The following is a 22,606-nucleotide window of genomic DNA, read 5'->3' on the forward strand; positions in this document are numbered from 1 at the left end:
CATATAAAAGCATACGACTGCCTCTTTTATAGCGCAATCACCACGATGAACCTTAGTCGTTCTCTATGCAGGTTTAGGGCCTTTGCGATGAGGCTTTGGTTTCGGCTTACCAGCGTCGCTGCGATTATTAAAATCGTTTTTGTTCTTAAAAGGCTTATCACCAGACTTCTCACCTACGCGTCTGTCGCCGCCTGTTTTTTTGGCTGCAAACGATTTGCTATTTCCAGCAAATTTTTCTGCTGCGGGTACACGTTCGCCGGAAGAGCTGATGCGAAGTTGCTGCCCTGCGACCCACACAGTTTTTAGATGTTCAAGAAGTTCTTTTGGCATCCCTTCTGGTAAATCCAAGGTGCTGTGATCATCGAATATTTCAATGCGGCCAATATATTTGGCATCAAGGCTAGCCTCGTTGGCGATCGCGCCGACAATATTGCCAGCCTTCACGCCGTGTTCGCTACCAACTTCGATACGAAAACGTTCCATGCCGACGTCGCCTTTGCGCTCTCTCTTTGGTGCATCAGCGCGAGCAACATGGTCCTTCGGCTCGGCATGATCGGTGCGCTCTGGACGTGGCGCACGGTCATCACGCTCTTTGCGGTCAAACTTCTCTGAAGAGGGGGCGATATTCTCACGCGGCTTGCTTGCCGAAAAAGGCGCCCTTGCCACTGGCGATGGTTGTGCAACATCCGATGGCATACCATCACGACTGATACGTAGTTGCTGACCCGCGACCCATACGGTCTTAAGATGTTCAAGAAGCTCAACAGGCATGCTATCCGGCAAATCCAGCACGCTATAGTTATCAAATATTTCGATGCGGCCGATATTTTTGGAATCCAGCCCCGCCTCGTTCGCAATCGCACCCACAATATTGCCGGGCTTCACGCCATGGGTATGGCCGACTTCTATGCGGAAAGTCTGCATGCCGACATCGGGAGCCCGATCAATCCGCTCCTTCCTCGGGAAAGCTGGACGCTCAGCGCGGTCATTGCGCTCGTTGCGCTCAAATCTCTCTGGACGCTCTCCTCTTTCACTCCGTTCTGGACGATCAAACTTGCCCGCATGCGACGATCTTTCATCCGACCAGGAAGAACTTTGCGGCTCGCGCTGATTTTTGTCTAACAATAGCGGTACATCACCGCGCGCAAGTTTGGCAAGTGCTGCGGCGATTTCAATTACCGGTACATTTTTCTCGCTTTCGTACTCCTCAATAATCGAACGGAATTGCTCTAGTCCACCAAGCGCTAAAATCTCATCTATTTGCGTTTTGAACTTGGCAATACGAACGTCATTAACGGCCTGAATACTTGGCAATATCAACGGTTCGATCGGCTGACGTGTAGCGCGCTCGATAGCCTTCAATAAACTTTTTTCCCGTGGCGTGATGAATAAAATTGCTTCACCACTACGGCCTGCGCGCCCGGTTCGGCCAACGCGATGTGTGTAGCTTTCCGGATCGTGAGGAACATCGTAGTTAATGACATGGCTGATCCGCTCTACATCAAGTCCACGCGCTGCCACATCAGTAGCGACCAGAATATCTATCCGACCATCTTTTAGCTGCTGAATCGTGCGTTCGCGTTGCTGTTGCTGGATATCGCCGTTAATGGCGGCGGCAGAGAAACCACGCGCCTGTAACTTACTTGCCAACTCTTCCGTACCTAACTTTGTACGGGAAAAAATGATCATGCCATCGAACGCTTCGGCTTCAAGAATACGTGTCAGCGCCTCAAGTTTTTGCATGCCACTGACCAGCCAATAACGTTGGCGAATATTGTCGGCAGTACCGGTTTTAGCAGCGATCGCAATCTCGGCTGGATCGCGCAAGTATGTTTTGGCGATGCGTTTGATCACCGATGGCATCGTCGCGGAGAATAATGCTGTCTGACGTGTCGCGGGTGTTTTTTGTAGAATATTTTCTACATCATCGATAAATCCCATGCGCAACATTTCATCGGCTTCATCCAACACCAATGTTTTAAGCTGCGACAGATCGAGTGTATTTTTATCCAGATGATCAATGACGCGACCTGGAGTACCGACAACTACATGGACGCCACGACGCAACGCTCTTAGTTGCGGCTCATAACTTTGCCCACCGTAAATTGGCAACACGTGAAAGCCAGGAATATGCGCTGCATAACGCTGAAAAGCTTCCGCCACTTGTATCGCAAGTTCACGTGTAGGTGCCAATACCAAGGCTTGTGGCGTAGTCTGTTTAATATCGATACGGGAAAGAATCGGGAGCGCAAAAGCAGCCGTTTTACCGGTTCCGGTTTGCGCTTGACCCAGTACATCGCGATTAGCTAATAAAATGGGAATCGTGGCCGCCTGAATCGGCGAAGGAGACTCATAGCCGACTTCCTTCAGAACCCGTAGCAACGGTTCGCTAAGATCTAAATCGGAGAATAAGGGAATAGGTGTTTCTGACATGACGTAACTCGCAAGTTTGTTCGAATCGCACTATGCGAAACAATGTGGGGCGTAGTTTACTCTGTTGTTGCCTGGGTGGGGCTTGCGTCGTCAATGAGATTGCGAAGATGTTATCCGAACAAGTCGTAAATTAAAGGACCATAGGCGGTCTTTTTTATCCTTCACAGGTTTAATTATGCAATATACGGCAAAAAGTATGTCCAACAAGGTCAATGAAATATTCTGCTACTCTCACGACAAATCTCTCAAAAATTTTATAACACGTTCACTGGACATCTTAAAGCTGCTGTCGAGCAATTTTTCTGCATCTTCAATCTTTCCTGCTTGGGTCAGGCTAACAACATTGGATGCGTGATAATGAAAACTTTTATGCTCGGCAACAAGCTGCTGAAACGACGTGTATTTACCTAATTGTTCTTTTGCCGAGCCATGTAACCATTTGCCCAGATCACAGCGATTATCAAAACAGATAATTTCAGGGCGTAAATCTTCAGTGGATTTTCCAGCTAAAAAGGTCCCCAATCTGACCTTCCAATTTTCATGCGCAGATATCGCAGCATCGACATTTAGTTCGCGGATGGTTTTAAGTTCAATTTCGGAAATCGTAGGTGGCGCGACATGCTTTGAATTGGCGTCAGAGCCAAAGATATTTCTGAAAAATTTAAGCATTAATTCGACACTCCTTATGTTTCTGATTAATTGATCTTTGACTTCGACCACAACGCCTTACTTTAAATCGAATTATCGTAATTACCGCAAATATTGCCATTTTTAGCGCATCATTTAAGTAAAATCCTATATCTCCTCTTAATCTCAATTAGCATAAGGGCATTTAAAGTTACCTGTTAGCTTGATCTTTAAACAATATGCAAACAAGTCTAGGGAATATATAGTGAGCTAAACTACGATCTAATCTTGGGTAAGTTAGAGATATGAATTCATATGGATGGATCAATTTCCACCAGTTTTATTGCTAAAAAAATAATATTTATGCCTCTAAATTTCAAAAAATAACAAAAATCAGTACGATTGTCCTTATTTTTTGTTCTCATTAAATTATATTTTTACAATATTGCATAAAACATTTATTGTACTCATCCTACGCAATACGTAGTTTTGTAACGAAATTGCGTCTCGACATAACGATACCAAAAGAAATGTAACCAAACATACGAGACACATTCCTCGCATTTTGACTTCGTATAATCCAATGACTCAAACCAGTCTTGGAGTCCATCGTGAAGCTTCCCATCAGCATAGCTGCGATCATTGCGCAAAAATTTACCGCGATTAAATCTTCCCCCAAAACACCGCCTGTCAGCATCGACATTGTTCTTAAAAATGCCCCGCCGCCGCCCAAAGTCGAATCCATACCAAGTCCGCGTACCGGGTTAATATGGATTCCGGGCATCTGGAACTATGTGGGTGGATGGTATGTTTGGCAAGCCGGTGGGTGGGAACTTGATCGAGAAGGCCAACAATATGTCAGCGCCCGATGGATACAGCACGCCCACGGCTGGCAGTTGCATCCAGGCCGCTGGCAAAATTTATCGACGAAGAGTACCTTTGCTAATACAGATACTGAAACCGATGTGAAGATTATTTATGATCCGCTTGCGGCGTATCGATAGAATGAATTGACCCAACGGGTTATACGAAGAGCTGAGATAAAACGTCATTGCGAGGCATTCTGGCAAATTGCCCTAGATTCGTAAAGCCACATTGGACTTAGGATTGAAGCACAAGGAGCGATGGAGCGATCACTTATTGATCAGCGGAGCGGTTAAGAGCTATTTAATTGGCATAAATATCGTAACCAAGGGATAAATCCTTTATTGCGCTACTGCATTGGACGTTCTGAGCGAGTGTCATCGGCCTAGCAGACCACCGGCAGGCTTCGTCACTAGCGTTATAGGGGAAATTAAAGCAGGCTTGGTTGTACCGGAACATAGGTAACACTGTGGCAGATGCAAATAAAGCGCCGAAATGCTGAGATCAACCGCGTACTTGTCTGGGCTCAGTGTAAGCGTCCAGCGAAGTCATCTTGAGGAGGTAGTGGTTTCTAAGCGACGATCGTGTCCACTACTATTTTAGATGGACACGTGCACACTATGGAAGCGATCGAAGTATTTTCTGAGGTAGTCTCACCCACTGGGCGGCGTCGGCATAGCAAAGAATTTAAAGCGCAGGCGATACGATCTGCGATGCAGCCGAACGTTTCCATCGCAGCGGTGGCATTGCATTACCGTCTGAATGCCAACATGCTCCGGAGGTGGGTCGCTGATAAGGAGGAGCTCGATGAATCTGCGGAGATGCGCAAATCCATGAGCATCCCGACAGCGGAATTTGTGCCGCTACAATTGGGAGCTTTGGGTAGTCCAGCAGGTGGGCAAGATATTCATATTGAAGTACGTCGTGGTGCGGCGACCATTACGATTCGCTGGCCTTTGTGCACCGCGGGCGACTGCGCTACCTGGCTGCAAGGTTGGTTGCGTTGATCCGGGTCGATGCCATCTGGTTGGCCACGGAAGCACTGGATATGCGCGCTGGTACCGACACCATCCTGGCACGTGTGGTCAACGTGTTTGGCTCTGCCAAACCGCATCACGCCTATCTGTTTGCGAATAAAAATTCAACCCGCATGAAGGTCCTGGTCTATGACGGATTCGGTATCTGGCTGGCAGCACGCCGATTAAACAAGGGACGGTTTGTCTGGACAAATGGCGTTACTGCGGTCGCCACTCCTATGAATCCCGAGCAATTGCGCGCACTGGTGATTGGTCTGCCATGGGGATCGCTGGCAGAGGGGCACGCCATTTCAGTGTTGTAATACAGCACATTAAAATGCCAGTGACGTAAACGGTTGTCGTTCCTTGTCAGGGACAGGTATGGCACACTCAATCCCATGACATCGCCCACCCTCCTTGACGACTTGAGCCGAGATCAGCTTCGTACGCTAGTGGCGACGTTGACGGCGACCCTCAGCGACAAGGAGCGCGAATTACATTATCGCCAGACGCGCATCGATCAACTCACGCATGAGATTTCGGTCCTGCGGCGCTATCAGTTCGGTAAAAGTAGCGAACAACGCGATACCACGCAGGCCAGCCTACTCGATGAAACCATCGACGCTGATATTGCCGCCATTGAAGAAGAGCTGGAAGAGCTGAGTGCGAACGGGCCCTCCGGCAGGGAGCGCAAACAGCCCAAACGTGCATCGCTTCCACCGCAATTGCCGCGCATTGACATTTGCCATGAGCCAGATAATTTGACCTGTCGCTGTGGCTGCCAGCTGCAACGCATTGGCGAAGACATCAGTGAGAAACTCGACTCTACGCCAGGCGTGTTCAGCGTCGAACGCCATGTTCGCGGCAAATGGGCTTGCGCGATCTGTGAAACATTGATTCAGGCACCAGTCCCGGCGCAAGTGATTGACAAGGGTATTCCCACTGCAGCGCTGCTGGCTCAGGTGCTGGTGGCCAAGTATGCCGACCACACCCCTTTATACCGTCAAGTCAGTATCTTCGGACGCACCGGTTTATCGTTGCCACGTTCGACGCTGGGTGCCTGGGTAGGTATTTGCGGATTGCGCTTGCAGCCACTGGTGGATGCGCTGCGCGCTGAAATGCTGCGCGAGGAAGTTCTTCATGCCGATGAAACACCGCTGCCCATGTTAAGTCCGGGAAATAAGAAGACCCACCGTGGCTATCTGTGGGCATATGCAAGCACACGTTTCTCTTCCCTGCGGGTCGTCGTTTATGACTTTGCCGAGAGTCGGGCAGGAGAACACGCCAGAAATTTCCTCGGGGACTGGAATGGCAGTCTGATTTGCGACGATTATGGTGGTTACAAAAAAGGGTTCCAGCAAGGCATTCTGGAAATTGGCTGCATGGCACACGCACGCCGAAAATTCTTTGATCTGCATATTGCCAATAAAAGCCAGATTGCCGAGCAAGCCTTGAAATTCTTTACGGCCCTCTACGATATTGAGCGGGAGGCTCTCACGTTCACGCCCGAAGAACGGCGGCAAATTCGTATGACGCGCGCAAAACCGATTGCCGACATGTTGCACGCGTGGATGCAGAATCAACGCCACCTGGTACTGGAGGGTTCCGCGATTGCCAAGGCACTGGACTACAATCTCAAACGCTGGAATGCGCTCGTTCGCTTCTTGGACAATGGCCACCTTCCCATCGATAACAATTGGATCGAGAACCAAATAAGACCGGTGGCAATTGGGAGAGGAAACTGGTTATTTGTTGGCTCCCTGCGTGCCGGGAAACGCGCCGCAGCGATCATGAGTTTGATTCAATCCGCCAAGCTCAATGGTCACGATCCGTATCTTTATCTTAAAGACGTGCTCACGCGTTTGCCTACCCAAAAAGCCAGCGACATATCCTCCCTTTTGCCGCACCGCTGGAACCCTGATCGGCCAGCCATCTCATAGCTGACATGATTAAACGTCGTGGCTGTCAAGGTGACTGTAAGCGTCGTTCAAAGGCCGTATTGACAGCCCCGCATTTCAGCGGCTATTGCTTTGGCGCAGATATGATCGCCAGCCTAGATGCCAGATTCCAAGGCAGGAAGTCATCAATTTGATTGACGGGATGATCGGCAATATGCGTCAGGACGTAGCGCAACCATGCTGCCGGATCGACGCCATTGAGTTTAGCCGTCCCAATGAGCGAGTAGATAGCGGCGGCACGTTCGCCGCCATTGTCGGAGCCTGCAAACAGATAATTACGTCGTCCAATGGCGATACCGCGCAATGCGCGTTCGGCGGCCGAATTATCGATCTCGATGCTGCCATCGTCGCAATAGCGGGTTAATGCTGGCCATAAATTGAGGGCGTACAGGATCGCCGCAGTAGTATCGGATTTGCGCGACAGCGTCAACAAACTTGCCCGCAGCCAGCTTTCCAACGCATCAATGAGCGGGCGCGACTGCGCCTGGCGCACTGCCTGTCTTACCTGTGGCGGTTTGCCACGTATGCTTGCTTCGATCTCATACAATGCGCCGATGCGGCGCAAGGCTTCAGTGGTGATTGGCGAGGCCCGTGCTGCATGCAAGTCGAAGAATTTGCGTCGCGCGTGCGCCCAGCACGCAGCCTCCTGTACACGACCGGTTGCATAAATCGCGTTGAATCCGGCATACGCATCGGCCTGCAGAACGCCGGCGAATTTCGCCAGATGGGTCTGAGGATGGATACCTTTGCGGTCCGGCGTGTAAGCGAACCAGACTGCCGGGGCATCGGTTGATCCCGATGGCCGGTCGTCGCGGACATACGTCCACAGTCTGGCTGTTTTGGTCTTGCCATTGCCGGGTGCCAGTACCGGGATCGGGGTGTCGTCGGCATGTAATTTGGTCGTTGCCATCACATGACGGCGTACCGCATCGACCAGCGGTCGCAGCAGGCTGCTGGCAGCACCGACCCAGTCTGCCAATAATCCCCGATCCAGTTCCACACCTTCCCGGGCATAGATGACCGATTGCCGGTAGAGCGGAAGATGATCAGCGAACTTGCTCACCAGAATATGGGCGAGTAATCCGGGCCCCGCCAGACCGCGTGCAATCGGACGGCTGGGTGCCGGCGCCTGGACGATGCAGTCGCAGCAGGTGCAAGCGAGTTTGGGACGCACATGCCGGATGACCCGAAAGCTGGCCGGGACGAATTCAAGTTGCTCGGCAACGTCACTGCCGAGATGACGCAAATCGCCACCGCAATCGGGGCAGGCGGCATGCTCTGGCGTATAGATCTTCTCGTCCCGGGGCAAATGGGGCGGTAGCGGTTTGCGTGGTATCTTCGGACGCACTGGCTTCGTTGCCGGGGCAGCGCTGGCAACGTCACTTTCTTCTGTCTGCAAATCTTCTAACCGTAATTCGAGTTGTTCAATTTGCCGGTCCAGCTTCTCGGATTTGCGGCCGAACTGCAGCCGTTTGAGTTTGGCGATGAAGAGCTTGAGGTGTTCGATTTCGATGCGATGTGAGGACAGTGCGTCCTGTAGCTGCGCCACCGTTTCCCCGTGCAACGCAATGACCGCATCACGATCGGTAATCATCGCTTTTAAAGCGCTGATATCGTCGGGAAGGTGGGGCGGCGTTGACATGCCCGTAGTTTACCGAATGACGTCGATGTTTACAAGCCTGACAGGGGCCGTTGCGTGCGCTCGGGACGTCGCCAATCGATCCCTTCCAGCAACATTGACAGTTGCGCTTGCGACAGACAAACCGCGCCTTCGCTTGCCTGCGGCCAGATGAAGCGGCCGCGTTCCAGCCGTTTGGCCAGCAGACACAGCCCGTCGCCGGTCCACCACAAGATCTTCAAAATATCGCCACGTCGGCCACGAAACACGAAGACGTGACCGCTAAACGGGTCATCGGCCAATGCCGTTTGCACCTTGGCTGCCAACCCATTAAAACCGCAACGCATATCGGTCACGCCTGCTGCGATCCAGATCCGCGTTCCTGCTGGCAAACCGATCATGCCAGCAACCGGGCCAGCACCATGGAAAGCATAGACGGATCCACCACGCCCTCGACTCGAAGTCGCGCCTTACCTATTTCCAGGACCATCACGCCGGTCGGTGTAACGGCCGTGGTGAAGACTGGCTTGGCAGGGGATGGTTGCCGAGGGTCGCCAAGAACTACTGGCAGCAATTTGACGGACTTGCCTGAGGCAATCTCATAGGCTCCTGCACGAAACAATTTACGCCAGGTAAATACCTGGTTCGCATTCACATCGTGGGCCCGCGCCACCCGCGACACCGAGGCCCCAGCCATCAAGGATTGTTCGACCACCATGCGTTTGAAATCAATCGAATGTTGCCGATAACCACTGCGCTTAGAGGGAGTAACCGACTCAATATTTGTGTCCATAATTTGAAGTTGTGGGCACAATCGATTTGTACCCTCCAACGCAATCATGCGGACATTTGAGGATTAGGTATAGACGGTTTTGAGCGCACGCTTACACTTTTCCATATCGGCACTAGCTAACTGGGTACGAGACGGTTGCTCACATTTCGGCGCAAAACAACATATGGACGAAGTGATGACCTTCACACTGTCAATCTATAGTCGCTTAGCTTCGACAACTAATTTGTCGCGTCGAATAGAGCGGAATATGTGGAAAATCGTGTTCTTAAAGGCGTACAAATACATTGGCTCTTCTGACTATCAATGAATTTGAGCACCGAGTGTAATAAGAAATTTTGGAAGGTTACTTGCCGCCAAAAGACCCTTAAGTTGTGCCGTATGAGCGAGAATTAAGGTTAGGCGATTAGTTGCGAGCGAAAGCAGAAATTCCGGCAAACAGTTCCCCCGCCCTTGTAGCCATCCATGAATTAGTGCCTGAATAATCGAGAAAATTTTGGCACTAGAATCTTCGTCCGAGGAGTATTGAAGCTCAGCAGTCGATGCAGCGCGCAGGAACGCCGCGCGAAGGACATCATCATTGTAGTCTTCGAAGTTTGCTGGCGATAATTGCGTATGTCCATAAACAGATTGATTCCATCGAATTGGCTCCTTGCCGATGGTGACCTGCGCGCTGAGTCCACGGTTGTCGACCCGCGCACACGCAAGGAGGTTGGCTATGGTTGCAAAAATATCCGCCTGTGAGATTGCTTCTCGATTAAGGTCCGAGGACAGATACACGAAATCGCTTTGAATTTGTAGTTCACCCTGTAGGCCCGGCCAAAACAGGCCCGCATTCTGTTGTCCATGCGCAGAGAGTGAGTTTAATCTGGCTTCGAATTCAGGCGCGCTATCTCTCTCTTGCCGCAGCCGTTGTAAGAGCTGTTGTTCCAGTTCCCATGGTGATATCTCGTGACCTCGCAGCGGTAGCATTAAGCTGCGCGCAGCAGCGTATGTGAACGTGTCCCTACCTAATTCTCCATAGGTTAGGAACATTTTCAGGTCCGATAGGTACTCTGCCGAATTCGCAATGGTTAGGGCAGATATGTACGCCACACATCCCTTCGAGACCACTGTGCGCAATTGAGCATTTATATCGCGGGCTTTCGAAAAATCGTCCAGGATTCCAAAAACAACTAACGCGCCGCCGCCGACAACCGATGGAGCGGAACCCAGAACATCGGATGTCAGCACCTGCGCGCAGGCTGCAAGCGGTCCAATCTCTGCTTCCTTCAACATGGCATTGAAAGTATCGAGACTGATATCAACGAGGACAACGTAGCTCAGTGGACTGGGGATGTATCGTCTTAAATCGCGAATAACTTGCGCGCGTATTTTTGGCACCTTGGTAAGCATTTCGTTCGCGTCCAAAGTAAAGGCGCTGCTTCGGGGCTCATTGCCGAAAAGCTTTACACGCAATAGGCCGGTTCGCGCCAGCAACTCAATCGTCTGGCGCGCGTCGCCGTCCTGCGTCTTCGTTTTGACTTCCAGCCTCTTGACTGCACGCTTCTCCAACAAAAACTGGTCGCCTTCCAGTTCGGCTAAGAACAATCCCCTTCTGCAAAGCTCACAATCACCGGCGGTGAAACTCTCAATCGGCGGGTAACCGAATGGCTTTCCGACTCCAAATGTTAGGTCGCACACAACCGCTCCAGAGGTTTTCGACGTTGGGGAAGTCTCTAAGAAAAACAAAGTAGCAATACGGCTTTCGTTGAAGCCCAGTTCTCCCAGCTTTGCCACGAGACCACCCGAGGTTGAAGCCGATACGAAAAGAATATCCTTCCCGGAAGCCTCCGGAAGACGACTTATGCCGCCATAGGAACTAAAAGAATGGATGGGCGCTGCAAGCTCCCAAATTCCTTGACTGCATGCAATTTTCTCTATTGCAAACGCGATTGCTATTAGCGGAGCTGTATCCACAAAAACTCGACGCGGCTGCAGATTATTTATGCTTCCTAATGCAAAATAGCCAATCACAGCGCATGCCGTCGATGACAACGTTACTCCGCTAACCCGTAAAAATTTATCAGAATGCTTGCCCGATGATTTTCCAAAATGCACACCACTTGGAGCATCGACTCGCCCAGCATGCCTATCAAAAAGGTCGAACAGCCACCCGGACCTTAGCTGGGGCTCAACATCAATTGCGGGTTCTTCTATCGGAGCACCGTTTTCGTCAATCGTGAAGGGGATAGCACGGCACACATATCGGTGAGAGATTTTTTGGAACGTTAAGAGGTACAGCCTACCGCCCAAGACGTGGAAGTAATTTCGAATTCTCCCGAACAAGGAGCCGGCAAAAAAACATGCTCGTATGTCCTCTTCCGTCATAAACGGCGCCAATATAAATATTTTCGATGTGCCTGGACGCGATTCAAATTGGTTTCGAACGTCTTCGCTTAACATCGTTCCACTCAGCAGTTGCTGGTCATATACGAACAAACATGCTTCACCTTGATAGGCGTCTTCCTTGAATCGTGTGGTTAGTCGAAGAGCGTGCATAATTCAATTCAAAGGGATGACTACACGAACAGATGCACCGACAAGGAGCTCATGGGGGGACGGAACTGTCACGAACCGCCGAGTAACGTCAAGAAGTACCGGTTTTGGCATACCAGGTCGCAATGCTGAGCCGGCCGGCTCTAGTTGAAATTTAAATTCGCCTTTAACAAAAGTTCGAAAGCCGTACGCACGTCCAGAACGAACCTCTAATACTCCATGAACAGACTGGAGAGCTCTTAAAACTTCATAAAGCCCCATGCCGCGATGTGAGGCCTGCGTGGCGCTATCAGTTCCGTCGTAATGCCGCTCCAAACATTTATGGAGGACATCCCACTCATCATCCAAGGTTGTCTCGGGTGAGAATGCTCTTCTGGTATAAGCGGAAAAGAACCCCACCCCCGAGTCAAAAACAGAAATTTCCAGTGCTTGTACTTCGCTTTTGAGTCGTTTTTTAACTTGAGCTTGCCCTATGGTGGGGTCTCCGTTAGCCGTTGTCAAAGACTCAACTTGTTCAATTTTTACGCGCCTGAAAATTAGACCTCTGATGCCATTGGTTTCAAATGGCACTTGGTTTAACCCGAGTCTTCCGTGGTTGTCGGTATTCTCGAACAATTCGGCCACAATGGTTGCTATTGCTTGGCTAAAAAATAATGCCTGTGACGCAGACACATTTGGAGCAGTCTGACTTGCCAGAAGCCGGTCGACCAACGATTCAAAATCATCACGTGCAATGAGACCACTGGCTTTTTTGGAATAAAGCGATTTTGGCCGTCCATGTCCGCGACTATCAGCGCATATCAAAATTTGGATGTCAGAGAAAAGGTCGGCGGTTAAGCGATATTTGTAAAGGGTCTGCCTGCTTGGCTCTACGTCGATTTCTAAAGCCGTTCCGGTATCCCCAAGAATTTTATGACTAGCGTTATCTAAACAAAGCAAAACGGCTAAGAGAGGGAACAAACTAGGGGACTCGAATACTCGCTCAGTAACTTTTTTATGCCACAAAACAATTATGGGAACAGCTCTGCGTGCCAGAGATATAAGTCTTTGAATAGCGACCACTTCTGGGAATGTTTGTTCTTCAGAGTTTAGTTCAAGGTAATTTGGTGAAACCTCGAACTGATAAGCCGTAGCGTCGCTAAAGCGATTAAAACCATCAGCATCCCCCTGTAAACCGCTAGGTAAAGTTATATGAGTTTGCATATTTATCGCAGAGTGGCTACGCTAACTTTCGTGTGACAAGTGTGAGAATTGGCAAAGTTTGCAAGATGCTAACACGCGCATTACCAATTCGTACAATTTAAAATTGGCTGCCTTATTTGTCTCGACCGGTTCTTTGCACGCAAGCCAATCATCATACTCACTGTAGGACACATCCCAAGAGAGCGCTTTCGTCGCCTCGTCGATGGAAGCGTCGAGTAACCTGATGGTCGTCCGAGTTGATGGTTCGCTGCGTGGCCGAAAATTACGGGTCGCTTTTCTTACGGCCCAATCAACAATCGACTTGGATTATGAGAACGTGGTCGCTCTCCAACCTCTTCGCTTTGTGCACCGTGCTAATTACCATTGGCGGCATGGACAGTCGTGTAATACTGCGGCGGCAAGTGGTTTTCGCCAATCCTTGGGCCACATCATCAAACGTACCCAAACGAATTGCTTCACGGTACTCGCGTATTAAATCAATCTTAATATCCGCAAAGCTCTGGTCGCTGCCGCGCAACGTGTCGAGCATGGTCAATGCGCGCGCTACACCGACATGGTTGAGGGCTTCGAGAATGCATCGCGCCAAGGCTTGAAGTTGCACCGGCTTTCCAGTACAGAGTTTTGTACAATCCGACGTAACCTCATGCACGAATCGCCTGGCAAACTCCGAGTCGCTAAATCCTTTCGCAACCGACTGGAAAAACGTTTTCACGCTTCGGCAATAGCAACAGGTTTTCCAATGCCAACGAGACATGCAGCAGCCAATTCGGACAAAGCTTCTCGCGTATGGCCCTCCCGAATAGGCACACTTCTTCCGAGGTAGGCGTTCACGCCGCGAACGGTGGCATTTTGACCCGAAAGTATCATCATCGTGGTCACCGACTTGATGGTGTTGCGCACTTGGCGCCCATTTCCCTTTTCCAGCATGAATCTGCCAAGCATGAGTGAGGTATTATCCGCGACGAGTACAGTAAGGCCAGCAGGCGTCTTGCTCCTTACGTCGACAGGTTGCCACCTTATCAATGCGTCCCTGGCTCCCAAAACCCACTGCCCCAGTTCTGGCGAACCCTTGTCCCATCGGTGCGGATAGTCAAGTTCATCGAACTTATCCACGCGTTGGCGGAGTTCCAGCCAGCGGTTGCTGTGGTCTTTTCATGCTTTTTCCCTTTACATAAATCGCTTGCATCGGGTGACCAAATAGCCTTTCTTGAGCGTCTTTGGACAACGCATCGTCAACTACATCCTGCGTGACTTTGTGTCCAAGTTGCGCCCGCAAGCACTTATCCGCTAGAAATCGGTCCAGACCACCACCGTGAATTAGACGTATGTCACGGTCGTTTCGGTCATCTCTGGCCAAGCGAGCTATGCCAATGCTTCGGCGTAGCGCCGTCGAGAAGCTAATGGTAGTGCTATCCGGCTGCACGAACTCGTACAAGATTTCAAGGTCCGCAGTTCCACGAACACGCACCTTGTATACAAATTGGAGCGGTTCGCCATCGCCATCGGATTTGGGCAACACCACATCCGAGCCATTCCACTCCCATGGCCACGCAGTGGCATTCTGTCGATGGATACCTGTGGTTTCGGGCAGATACATTACGGCGTCGATTCAAAATTCATCCTTTACGCAACGTTGCCAATAGTCGGAGTCAGACAGCGTGTAACCATTGGTGGGGTGCAGCAACAGCGCGATAGCTTCCAGGATGGTGCTCTTACCAACGTCGTCGCCGCCAAGGATAAGATTTATACCTTGGGCAGGAAGCCATGTCAGGTTTTCAAAGCCTCGAAAATCTGTTAGAGAGAAACGCCGAATCGTCGGTGAACCCATATGTGCCTCTCCCTATAAAACGTAGCCAACGTGCCCGTAAGAATAAGACCCTAGGCCTTCATCAGTTGGGCATTCTGCTGTACGGTCTTCAATTGCCGTTTTGTATCCAAATAATCCTGTCTACGGTCATCTTTTAGCTTATCCTGACCGACATTTTCTTCTTGAACTCGTCGAAATTACCGCTCGAACAAAGGCATTTCGTTCGTGACGACTTGGTCCTGCAAATAGCGAATATATCCTGATGCTTCAGCAACATAACTGCGAAAGCCCATAAACGTAATGGAAATCATTTTCTTACCGTGCCAAGAAGAACGGAAGTTGAAGAGCTACTATCAGCGAGCACTCGACAACGCTACAGAACTTTATATCGTTAGTGCATATTTAACCCATTGGGAAAACGACTACCCTCTGAGCAAACACTGCAAAACATTCCGGCTAATTGTAGGTAAAGATTTCGGCATCACCCGTAAGCAGGCATGTCGGGATGTAATGAAGTGGCTCCCCAATCATCGCCGGGCACAGTTCTTAGTTGCGGAATACATTGATGGCTTTCATCCGAAAGCTAATTACCTTGTCCATCAAGGGGCAATCGAAGGTGAAGTCGCGGAGCTACCGCAGCTTAAATATCCTGCGACTCCTTTAGCTGGCAGCGAACAATTTTTAGCGCCGATCAGCGGGATTTTGGTACACAGGGCGAATATTGGCGACCTCATTCAGATTGGACAACCCTTGTTTGACATTATCGATCCGGTGACAGATGAGCACATCACAGTGCACAGCAACACTGAAGGAATTTTTTACATGCGACGTGATGTTCGCTTTGCCCGATTGGGCGATCCACTAGGCAGAGTGACAGGAAAAACCGCACAACGCAGCGGGAAACTACTTAGTGCTTAAGTAAAATCTCAATGTCAGCCCCGTGTGGATATCGTTTAGGGGTATTGCTAGTTTCGGTATTTTGTATCGATGCAGTTTTGAGATGTGTATCCATGGATGAAAATACGGATACAAAATCGTTAGATTGCAATGCATTCGAAAAGCATTCTTTAAACAAAAAACCCGCCTCAGCACGAGGCATGAGACGGGTTTCTGGACTTCTTTAGACTTCTTAAATCATGTTCTTGGTGCCCGAGACCGGAATTGAACCGGTACGACGATTAAGTCGAGGGATTTTAAGTCCCTTGTGTCTACCAATTTCACCACTCGGGCTTTATAGACCCCACATTCTGGATGTCTTGTGTGCTGCTTTACTTATAGGCTTGATTCAAGCTTTCCTACCGATACTTCCGACCAACAATACCGCGGTCAGAAGTCGCCACTGAAACAAGTTCAAGTAAATTGCGAAGTCCGCATTCTACCTAACCTTACGGCGAAGCGCAAATGTCAGCAGCAATTCACTACCATTTTTACGCAGCGCGCCGATGATGTCGGCGACTCGCGTAGATTTACCACTTAAAAAGTGCAAAAATCTAGCAGAGACGTTTTTCCAACTTCTCGACAGGCCGAAATTCTAGCAGGTTCTGACAACGAGAACTTCTAAACATCCAATTATCACAAAATTAATCGTTTTCAATTATCGGCACTTCTCTGATCCCGAATGCGGGAAACCAGTCGGAAGATTTTATGAATGCATCAGTGCGATCATTTAGCCCGCAATTACGCCGTTAACGTCGGCAATGGTTTTGTTTAGGCAAAAAAAAAACCCGCGAACATGCGTTAGCGGGTTAAATCCAAACCTATGAGGTGTTGGAGGAGACAGGTGTAACTATATCGCAGTGCAGCAAAACAGGTCTGCTTTATTGTTGTGATATCTGTCATTCATAACCAATATATCAAACACTCTAAAGTCACTTTATTATCTGGCAATAGATTCAATTATTATCGATCGCTTCAATTGGTCGGGTATAAAAGTTATCAACAGAATCTGTGAATAACTCTGTTAGCAACTAGCCTCGCAACCGCCTAACCAATTGATTTATATCGGTTTATTGATAAAGCATTAAATAAGTCAAAAAAAAAGCCCGCATTAGCGGTGCTAAGCGGACTAAATCCAAACCTTAGGAGAGTTGGAGGAGACATAAGAATAATATCGATTCCATATGACCAGATTATGACGAAATCGACGCGTTCTTATGCTGCATGCCATACCAGACGGCCACTAACTCCCTATATCTCAATCCCGGTCGAGCGCATGTAAGTGATGTCCCACTCGCCTTGCGCGACTTTAACAAACCCGTGATACTGATAAAAGCCATTTGATCGGCTTTCCTTTAGCGCACTTACTTTGATCGGCAAACCCATCGCATCGGCTTGCGCAATAATCTCTTTCATCACAATTGCACCTATTCCGCGACCCTGATAATCGGGATGGATATATAGATGTTCAAGCACCAGCACCTGATCGGCCGGCTTGACGACAAAGAATCCGGCATGCACGCCATCAGCCAAGATATGACGCGCATATTCGGCCTTAAAACCACTGCTCAGTCGCTCGCGTGCACGCACCGGATCAAATCGGCCTGCACGCTCCAGACTCTCCCGCATCGCAGCAATACGCAAGGCCACTAAACTCTCAAAATCCTGCTTGGTGACTATGGCGAAAACGATATGCATCTCTTCGGTAGCATTTTTATTGATGGTATTCATACGCTGAACTGGAAACCCCTACACGGGAGAATTATTGATATAAACCAAACGTCGAAAATGGCGCGGTGAAAGCGCTGCAACTTGATTCCTTGAGGACAGAAAAAAACCAACGATCACTCGTTGGTTTTGAGGGAATTTCTGGAAAGCGGGTTTTTCTCCGACATATCCTGGAAATCATGCACCCCCCACGATTCAGGACGCAAGAATAGCACAAACGATGGTGCTTGCCCACTTTAGAACATTAATGCGGATGGATGGCATCGGCGGGCTGACGTGATTGAAAAGATAAGTTTTAGCAAGTCAACGGGCCGCCTTGCGTACATCCCGAGCCGAAAATAAGCACTGCGCCAATCAATCTCAGAAATGACAAAGCCCCTAAACAATCAAAGGCTTATTTTTTAGAAAACGGTGTTCGCGGAAGCACTCTCCGATAAAGACGATTTCATCCATTTCAGTACTTCATGCATGAGCAATGCAGAAGACGAACTTTATATATTCATCTAACTGGATCGATGCTTCATGAGGACGAGAAAAATTATTATTCCCGCAACAAATACCAGTGCATCGCTGAAAACGATCAAGAGAAAAACTAACGTAACCGATGTCGCCAAAGCTGCTGGAGTATCTGTCGCGACTGTCTCAAGAGCATTCAATATTCCAGGTGCCGTCAAAGATGATCTACGCAGTCATGTTCTAACAATTGCAAATAGCTTGGGTTACACGCCAAATCCTGCGGCGAAGGCGCTGAGATTACAGAAATCGCACATGGTCGGGGTTGTGATACCAACGATCAATCACGCATTCTTCGCAGCCATGCTGGACAGCTTCCAGGAAGTTATGTCCGCAGCAGGATACTTGGTGATCGTCGTGACCTGCGGCTTCGATAATAATAAAGTATTCGACCAGGTGAGACGTCTCATCGACCGAGGCGCGGATGCGCTTTTGTTAGTCGGACGCGTAGAAGATTCTAGAGTACGCGACCTGATCACCGAAAAAAAAATTCCCGTCATTACAACCTATTCCTACCAAAACGACGACAGCATCCCATCTATCGGCTTTGATAACTATGCCGCGATGCGACTGATGGTATCGTATCTTGTCAGATTAGGGCATAAGCGTCTGGTAATGATAGCTGGCCCGACGCAAGGGAATGATCGCCAGCAGGCGCGTATTCGTGCATTTTACGATACCCGCGAAGCCAATAATATTGTCGAACCCTGGCATGTGATCGAACTCAGCTACAACGGCGCATTTGCGGAAGGCGCAGAAGCCATGCGAAAAATCCATGCAGAATTTCCCGATACAACTGCCGTAGTCTGCAATAGTGATTCGTTCGCATTCGGCGTATTGGCCGAATGCCGCAAACTGGCGTTAAGGGTGCCAGAGGACATTTCTGTCACTGGGCACGATGATCAAGACTTCGCCTGTATGCTAGCCCCCCCCTCACCACAATCTCTGTACCGGCAAAAGACATGGGTCGACACGCCGCCAATGCATTCTTACATGCACTTTCCAACGGCAACGAGATCACTTCAATCCACCTTGATGCGGACCTTCTGATCAGATCTTCAAGCATGGAACCTAAAGCCACTTGAGGTTAATCTTGATGTTCCGCTTTGCCAAGGCCGATTCCCATACATGCGAACAAAGACTTGGTTTGGTGTTCAACTCACAGCGTCTATGCCGACGTCACACGCATAAATCAGGCAATTTCAATTTGATGTTGTTTTGATAGTTGGACGTAAAAAAACCCCTGATTTCTTAATGAAATCAGGGGTTTAGTGTTCTTGGAGGAGGCGGTGGGAGTCGAACCCACGATACAGGTTTAAGCCCATATGCTTCCTTAGCAGGGAAGTGCCTTCGACCACTCGGCCACGCCTCCAAACTTGCTGCCTCATTATAATATCGCTGCAGCAAGGCTACGCATAATAGCTTTTCAGATGAAATTGGTCAATAAAAAATCTGTCTTTTTAGCTATAAATTATAAATTTATTGCGATCTCAGGCTTTTTCCAACTCAAACGCTTTATGCAACGCACGTACTGCCAGTTCCATGTACTTTTCATCGATCAAAACGGAGATCTTGATTTCGGAGGTTGAGATCATTTGGATATTGATGCTCTCCTCCGATAAGGTACGGAACATTTGCGAGGCAATGCCGACGTGGCTGCGCATGCCTACGCCGACTACGGATACTTTGGATACTTTGTTGTCGCCAATGATGCTAACGGCGCTGACGTGGGCTTTGACCTTGCTGTCTAGCACAGCCATGGTCTTATCGTATTCACCGCGTGGCACGGTAAAGGTGAAGTCGGTTTTGCCGTCCATCGACTGATTCTGGATGATCATGTCGACTTCGATATTGGCTTCGGCAACTGCGCCGAGAATTTGATATGCGATGCCCGGACGATCAGGTACGCCGATGACGGTAATTTTTGCTTCATCGCGACTAAAGGCGATGCCGGTAATGGTGGCTTGTTCCATTTTGGTGTCTTCCTCAAACGAAATCAGTGTGCCGGAAATCATTTCTTGTTCCAGCGGCATTAAGGGGTCAGTCAACGAGGACAGAACGCGGGTTGGCATCTTGTAATTGCCAGCAAATTCGACTGAGCGAATTTGTAGAATTTTAGAGCCGAGCGATGCCATCTCAAGCATTTCTTCGAAGGTCACAGTGTTCAGGCGACGTGCATCCGAAACTACGCGCGGATCGGTGGTATATACGCCATCCACGTCAGTGTAAATCAGGCATTCGGCGGCGCCCAGAGCTGCCGCTACGGCGACTGCTGAGGTATCAGAACCGCCACGACCGAGCGTAGTGATATTGCCCTCGTCATCCACGCCCTGAAAGCCGGTAATGATGACTACTTTACCGTCGTTCAGATCGCGCCGGACCTTGGCGTCATCGATTGAGCGTATGCGTGCTTTGGTGTGGGCAGAGTCGGTTTTAATCGCGACTTGCCAACCGGCGTAAGACACCGCAGGCTGACCGATTGCTTGCAGCGCCATCGCTAGCAGCGCAACCGAGGTTTGCTCGCCCGTAGAGGCTAGCATGTCAAGCTCACGCGGATCGGGGTTGGCATTAATTTCCTTAGCCAAACCCAGCAGACGATTGGTTTCACCAGACATTGCCGAAGGAACGACAACGACCTGATGGCCCGCGTTATGCCATTTGGCAACGCGCTTGGCGACATTCTTGATACGCTCTGGTGAGCCCATCGAAGTGCCGCCGTATTTGTGGACGATTAAAGCCATAAGAGAAGGAAAATACGCTTGGAGAGTGTGGCGGGATGGTAAAAAATAACCGCTAACTTTACATCCTAAGGGGTTGCGTGACAAGAGCCATGGCTGGAATTACCCCAATTAGGCTGGAAAATAAGCCCTAAATAGGCGGCTAAATGATATATTTTCTACAAAACTGCCTATCATCAGACCATTCCGAGGAATCAGGGAACTTGCTCAAAATGTATTTAATTACCAGACTCTAAAAATTTTCCATCTGAATTCGCTGACATGAGGAAAAATACTTCAAACCGCATTCAAGATACGCAATGCGCATTACGTCTATGAATGCTTACCTAATGCCAGCTCTGGAAATATCTTGCGTAAAGCAAGATTGTCCGGTTTCCAGCGCAAGCTGATGTTCCCACTGCCTTCCGGAGCCAATTGATGGCAATCAAAACCAATCCCGGCGGCGAATAACAACTTCCCACCAGCCAGCACTGTTGGCAAACAGGTGCGTTCCCAGGCAGGAATATCAGCGGCCTGATAAAGATACTTCAACGCTTTTGTCGGCCGATTGTGCGCTAATTTGAGGCGCTCTCCGCCGCTACGATATTGCAACTGCAGCGACTGCTGACGCAACCAATCGGAAGCAACGCCCTGCTCCGCCGCATCAAAATGCAAAACACCGCCGTAGATAGGAAAAGCAATCTCTGTTTCGCCATTCCAACGAAAAGGATGCGGATCAATTTCCTCGCGATCCAGATCATCCCGCGGCGTCAAGAAGACGCGATTGCGATGCCGCCGAATATGACATTCCGGGTGCGTGACGCAGAGTTGGGCATCGGCTTTTGCCGACAGCAACTGATCCCGCATTTCACTCAACCATGCGCTAGACGGCATGCGCAGATCGTGCAAGCCAAACCAGTAACGCAGCAAATTGTCGATACGCGCTGCGCTGAGTTGTCGGACTTTTTCCAACTCAAGACAATTATCACCGGCACAGGCCGCCATATCTTGCGCAGCCAGTTCAACCAGCAGTTTTTGGCTAGACTGCATGTGCCCTGCGGTGCGCGTCAAACGCTCTTGAAAACCGACAAAATATTGGCTTAATACCGGCATCAATTGATGACGCAACGCATTTCTGGCATAGCGCGAATCCTGATTCGACTCGTCTTCGACGTATGTAATGCTGTGATCGGCAGCATAGGCTTCAAGCTGCGCGCGCGAAACGGCTAGCAATGGCCGCGCCATGAGCAGCGTAGGATCGCCTAGCAGTGTTGGTGCCGTATTCAATGTATCCATGCCGGATAACCCAGCTACGCCCGAACCGCGCAGCAATTGCAGCAACACGGTTTCGGCCTGATCATCAACATGATGCGCGGCCAGCAATAACGGTACTTGATGCTGACGACACATCTCGCCCAATGCGGCGTAGCGGCGGTTACGCGCGGCTTCTTCTACCCCGGTTTTATCGGTGTTGCCCAAGGCAATATGGCGCGCATCAAAACTGACATTCAAGCGCGTGCATTCAGCGGCACAATGCGCTAACCATTCGTCTGCGTTAGGACTAATCCCGTGATGCACATGAAAAGCGTAAAGCTTGATCTGGCGTGCCGCAGCATACGCCGCGGTCAATGCTAGCAATACGGACGAATCCAGTCCGCCGCTATACGCGATTGCCAGCGCAGAAGGCGCGGAGCCGATCTGCGCGGTGCTTGGGTCAAGGCCCTCATTGTTACCGTCGGAGGAAATAGAAAAAGCGCGCTGAATAATATTGCTCAGCGCGCTTTCAAACTGTTCGGTCGTGCTGACCGTTTGCGGATTTGCCACCTAATTTATCACCTAATATGTCGCCAAACTTAAC

Annotated in this window: 18 protein-coding genes, 2 tRNA genes and 2 pseudogenes; 6 read left to right on the forward strand and 16 right to left on the reverse strand. The window is 49.7% G+C overall.

Annotated elements, in window-relative coordinates; all coding sequences use genetic code 11:
- Nucleotides 1–63: 63 nt before the first annotated feature.
- The gene (locus tag C7W93_RS07810; RefSeq protein ID WP_108439506.1) at nt 64–2,433 is read right to left on the reverse strand and encodes a DEAD/DEAH box helicase; all 2,370 of its coding nucleotides are present in this window, start codon (nt 2,431–2,433) and stop codon (nt 64–66) included.
- A gap of 231 nt (nt 2,434–2,664) precedes the next feature.
- A complete protein-coding gene (locus C7W93_RS07815) occupies nt 2,665–3,102 on the reverse strand; it encodes a CZB domain-containing protein (RefSeq protein ID WP_108439507.1) in 438 nt (145 codons plus the stop codon).
- 569 nt (nt 3,103–3,671) lie between these two features.
- Here C7W93_RS07815 and C7W93_RS07820 point away from each other — a divergent pair.
- The 4 genes from C7W93_RS07820 (at nt 3,672) to C7W93_RS07835 (ending at nt 6,880) form a co-directional block, all read left to right on the forward strand.
- Nucleotides 3,672–4,064, forward strand: coding sequence for a hypothetical protein (locus C7W93_RS07820; RefSeq protein WP_108439508.1), 393 nt, complete (start codon nt 3,672–3,674; stop codon nt 4,062–4,064).
- A gap of 444 nt (nt 4,065–4,508) precedes the next feature.
- The gene (locus C7W93_RS07825; RefSeq protein WP_225869704.1) at nt 4,509–4,931 is read left to right on the forward strand and encodes a transposase; all 423 of its coding nucleotides are present in this window, start codon (nt 4,509–4,511) and stop codon (nt 4,929–4,931) included.
- Nucleotides 4,919–5,263 (forward strand): IS66 family insertion sequence element accessory protein TnpB, encoded by a 345-nt coding sequence (gene tnpB / locus C7W93_RS07830; RefSeq protein ID WP_146177496.1) that lies wholly within the window; start codon nt 4,919–4,921, stop codon nt 5,261–5,263. The genes C7W93_RS07825 and tnpB (C7W93_RS07830) overlap by 13 nt, the downstream gene beginning before the upstream one ends.
- 75 nt (nt 5,264–5,338) lie before the next feature.
- Nucleotides 5,339–6,880: an IS66 family transposase gene (locus tag C7W93_RS07835; protein ID WP_108438193.1), complete on the forward strand. Its 1,542-nt coding sequence runs from the start codon at nt 5,339–5,341 to the stop codon at nt 6,878–6,880.
- Nucleotides 6,881–6,962: 82 nt separating this feature from the next.
- Here the strand turns inward: C7W93_RS07835 and C7W93_RS07840 are convergent, their stop codons facing one another.
- The 9 genes from C7W93_RS07840 to C7W93_RS07880 form a co-directional block, all read right to left on the reverse strand.
- Nucleotides 6,963–8,540 carry an IS66 family transposase gene (locus C7W93_RS07840; RefSeq protein ID WP_108438190.1) on the reverse strand — a complete coding sequence of 526 codons (1,578 nt, stop codon included), beginning with the start codon at nt 8,538–8,540 and terminating at the stop codon, nt 6,963–6,965.
- Between the two features lie 29 nt (nt 8,541–8,569).
- A complete protein-coding gene (gene tnpB / locus C7W93_RS07845; protein ID WP_108438191.1) occupies nt 8,570–8,917 on the reverse strand; it encodes an IS66 family insertion sequence element accessory protein TnpB in 348 nt (115 codons plus the stop codon).
- Complete coding sequence (locus C7W93_RS07850; protein WP_161539841.1) at nt 8,914–9,309, reverse strand: transposase; 396 nt, start codon at nt 9,307–9,309, stop codon at nt 8,914–8,916. The genes tnpB (C7W93_RS07845) and C7W93_RS07850 overlap by 4 nt, the downstream gene beginning before the upstream one ends.
- Nucleotides 9,310–9,609: 300 nt before the next feature.
- The gene (locus C7W93_RS07855; protein WP_146177533.1) at nt 9,610–11,676 is read right to left on the reverse strand and encodes a hypothetical protein; all 2,067 of its coding nucleotides are present in this window, start codon (nt 11,674–11,676) and stop codon (nt 9,610–9,612) included.
- A gap of 174 nt (nt 11,677–11,850) precedes the next feature.
- Nucleotides 11,851–13,047, reverse strand: coding sequence for a hypothetical protein (locus C7W93_RS07860; RefSeq protein WP_108439510.1), 1,197 nt, complete (start codon nt 13,045–13,047; stop codon nt 11,851–11,853).
- Between the two features lie 289 nt (nt 13,048–13,336).
- The gene (locus C7W93_RS07865; protein ID WP_146177534.1) at nt 13,337–13,648 is read right to left on the reverse strand and encodes a hypothetical protein; all 312 of its coding nucleotides are present in this window, start codon (nt 13,646–13,648) and stop codon (nt 13,337–13,339) included.
- 107 nt (nt 13,649–13,755) lie between these two features.
- Nucleotides 13,756–14,160 carry a hypothetical protein gene (locus tag C7W93_RS07870; protein WP_108439512.1) on the reverse strand — a complete coding sequence of 135 codons (405 nt, stop codon included), beginning with the start codon at nt 14,158–14,160 and terminating at the stop codon, nt 13,756–13,758.
- A complete protein-coding gene (locus tag C7W93_RS07875; protein ID WP_108439513.1) occupies nt 14,153–14,644 on the reverse strand; it encodes a hypothetical protein in 492 nt (163 codons plus the stop codon). The genes C7W93_RS07870 and C7W93_RS07875 overlap by 8 nt, the downstream gene beginning before the upstream one ends.
- Before the next feature lie 12 nt (nt 14,645–14,656).
- Nucleotides 14,657–14,875 carry an AAA family ATPase gene (locus tag C7W93_RS07880; protein ID WP_108439514.1) on the reverse strand — a complete coding sequence of 73 codons (219 nt, stop codon included), beginning with the start codon at nt 14,873–14,875 and terminating at the stop codon, nt 14,657–14,659.
- Between the two features lie 564 nt (nt 14,876–15,439).
- On the opposite strand from C7W93_RS07880, the pseudogene C7W93_RS25480 reads away from it, so the two are divergent.
- Nucleotides 15,440–15,772: pseudogene (locus tag C7W93_RS25480) on the forward strand (succinylglutamate desuccinylase); the annotation flags it as partial.
- Nucleotides 15,773–15,997: 225 nt separating this feature from the next.
- Here C7W93_RS25480 and C7W93_RS07890 read toward each other — a convergent pair.
- A tRNA-Leu gene (locus C7W93_RS07890) sits at nt 15,998–16,084 on the reverse strand.
- A gap of 957 nt (nt 16,085–17,041) precedes the next feature.
- A complete protein-coding gene (locus C7W93_RS07895) occupies nt 17,042–17,521 on the reverse strand; it encodes a GNAT family N-acetyltransferase (protein WP_225869777.1) in 480 nt (159 codons plus the stop codon).
- A gap of 519 nt (nt 17,522–18,040) precedes the next feature.
- Between C7W93_RS07895 and C7W93_RS07900 the strand changes: the two are divergent.
- A pseudogene (locus tag C7W93_RS07900) lies at nt 18,041–19,116 on the forward strand (LacI family DNA-binding transcriptional regulator).
- A gap of 193 nt (nt 19,117–19,309) precedes the next feature.
- Here C7W93_RS07900 and C7W93_RS07905 read toward each other — a convergent pair.
- From C7W93_RS07905 to tilS, 3 genes are all read right to left on the reverse strand, one after another.
- Nucleotides 19,310–19,403, reverse strand: a tRNA-Ser gene (locus C7W93_RS07905).
- A 118-nt stretch (nt 19,404–19,521) separates the two neighbouring features.
- Entirely contained in the window at nt 19,522–20,772 is a 1,251-nt protein-coding gene (locus C7W93_RS07910; protein ID WP_108439517.1) for an aspartate kinase, read from the reverse strand.
- A 309-nt stretch (nt 20,773–21,081) separates the two neighbouring features.
- Complete coding sequence (gene tilS / locus C7W93_RS07915) at nt 21,082–22,572, reverse strand: tRNA lysidine(34) synthetase TilS (protein ID WP_370446404.1); 1,491 nt, start codon at nt 22,570–22,572, stop codon at nt 21,082–21,084.
- Nucleotides 22,573–22,606: the final 34 nt, after the last annotated feature.

Source organism: Glaciimonas sp. PCH181 (assembly GCF_003056055.1).
Lineage (GTDB): Bacteria > Pseudomonadota > Gammaproteobacteria > Burkholderiales > Burkholderiaceae_D > Glaciimonas.

Excerpts from the sequence above, each read along its gene's own strand:
- C7W93_RS07895 (WP_225869777.1), bottom strand. The coding sequence starts at position 17,521 with ATGAATACCATCAATAAAAATGCTACCGAAGAGATGCATATCGTTTTC.
- C7W93_RS07855 (WP_146177533.1), bottom strand. The coding sequence starts at position 11,676 with ATGACGGAAGAGGACATACGAGCATGTTTTTTTGCCGGCTCCTTGTTC.
- C7W93_RS07840 (WP_108438190.1), bottom strand. The coding sequence starts at position 8,540 with ATGTCAACGCCGCCCCACCTTCCCGACGATATCAGCGCTTTAAAAGCG.
- tnpB (WP_108438191.1), bottom strand. The coding sequence starts at position 8,917 with ATGATCGGTTTGCCAGCAGGAACGCGGATCTGGATCGCAGCAGGCGTG.
- C7W93_RS07850 (WP_161539841.1), bottom strand. The coding sequence starts at position 9,309 with ATGGACACAAATATTGAGTCGGTTACTCCCTCTAAGCGCAGTGGTTAT.
- C7W93_RS07815 (WP_108439507.1), bottom strand. The coding sequence starts at position 3,102 with ATGCTTAAATTTTTCAGAAATATCTTTGGCTCTGACGCCAATTCAAAG.
- C7W93_RS07860 (WP_108439510.1), bottom strand. The coding sequence starts at position 13,047 with ATGCAAACTCATATAACTTTACCTAGCGGTTTACAGGGGGATGCTGAT.
- C7W93_RS07875 (WP_108439513.1), bottom strand. The coding sequence starts at position 14,644 with ATGTATCTGCCCGAAACCACAGGTATCCATCGACAGAATGCCACTGCG.
- C7W93_RS07880 (WP_108439514.1), bottom strand. The coding sequence starts at position 14,875 with ATGGGTTCACCGACGATTCGGCGTTTCTCTCTAACAGATTTTCGAGGC.
- C7W93_RS07835 (WP_108438193.1), top strand. The coding sequence starts at position 5,339 with ATGACATCGCCCACCCTCCTTGACGACTTGAGCCGAGATCAGCTTCGT.
- C7W93_RS07810 (WP_108439506.1), bottom strand. The coding sequence starts at position 2,433 with ATGTCAGAAACACCTATTCCCTTATTCTCCGATTTAGATCTTAGCGAA.
- C7W93_RS07910 (WP_108439517.1), bottom strand. The coding sequence starts at position 20,772 with ATGGCTTTAATCGTCCACAAATACGGCGGCACTTCGATGGGCTCACCA.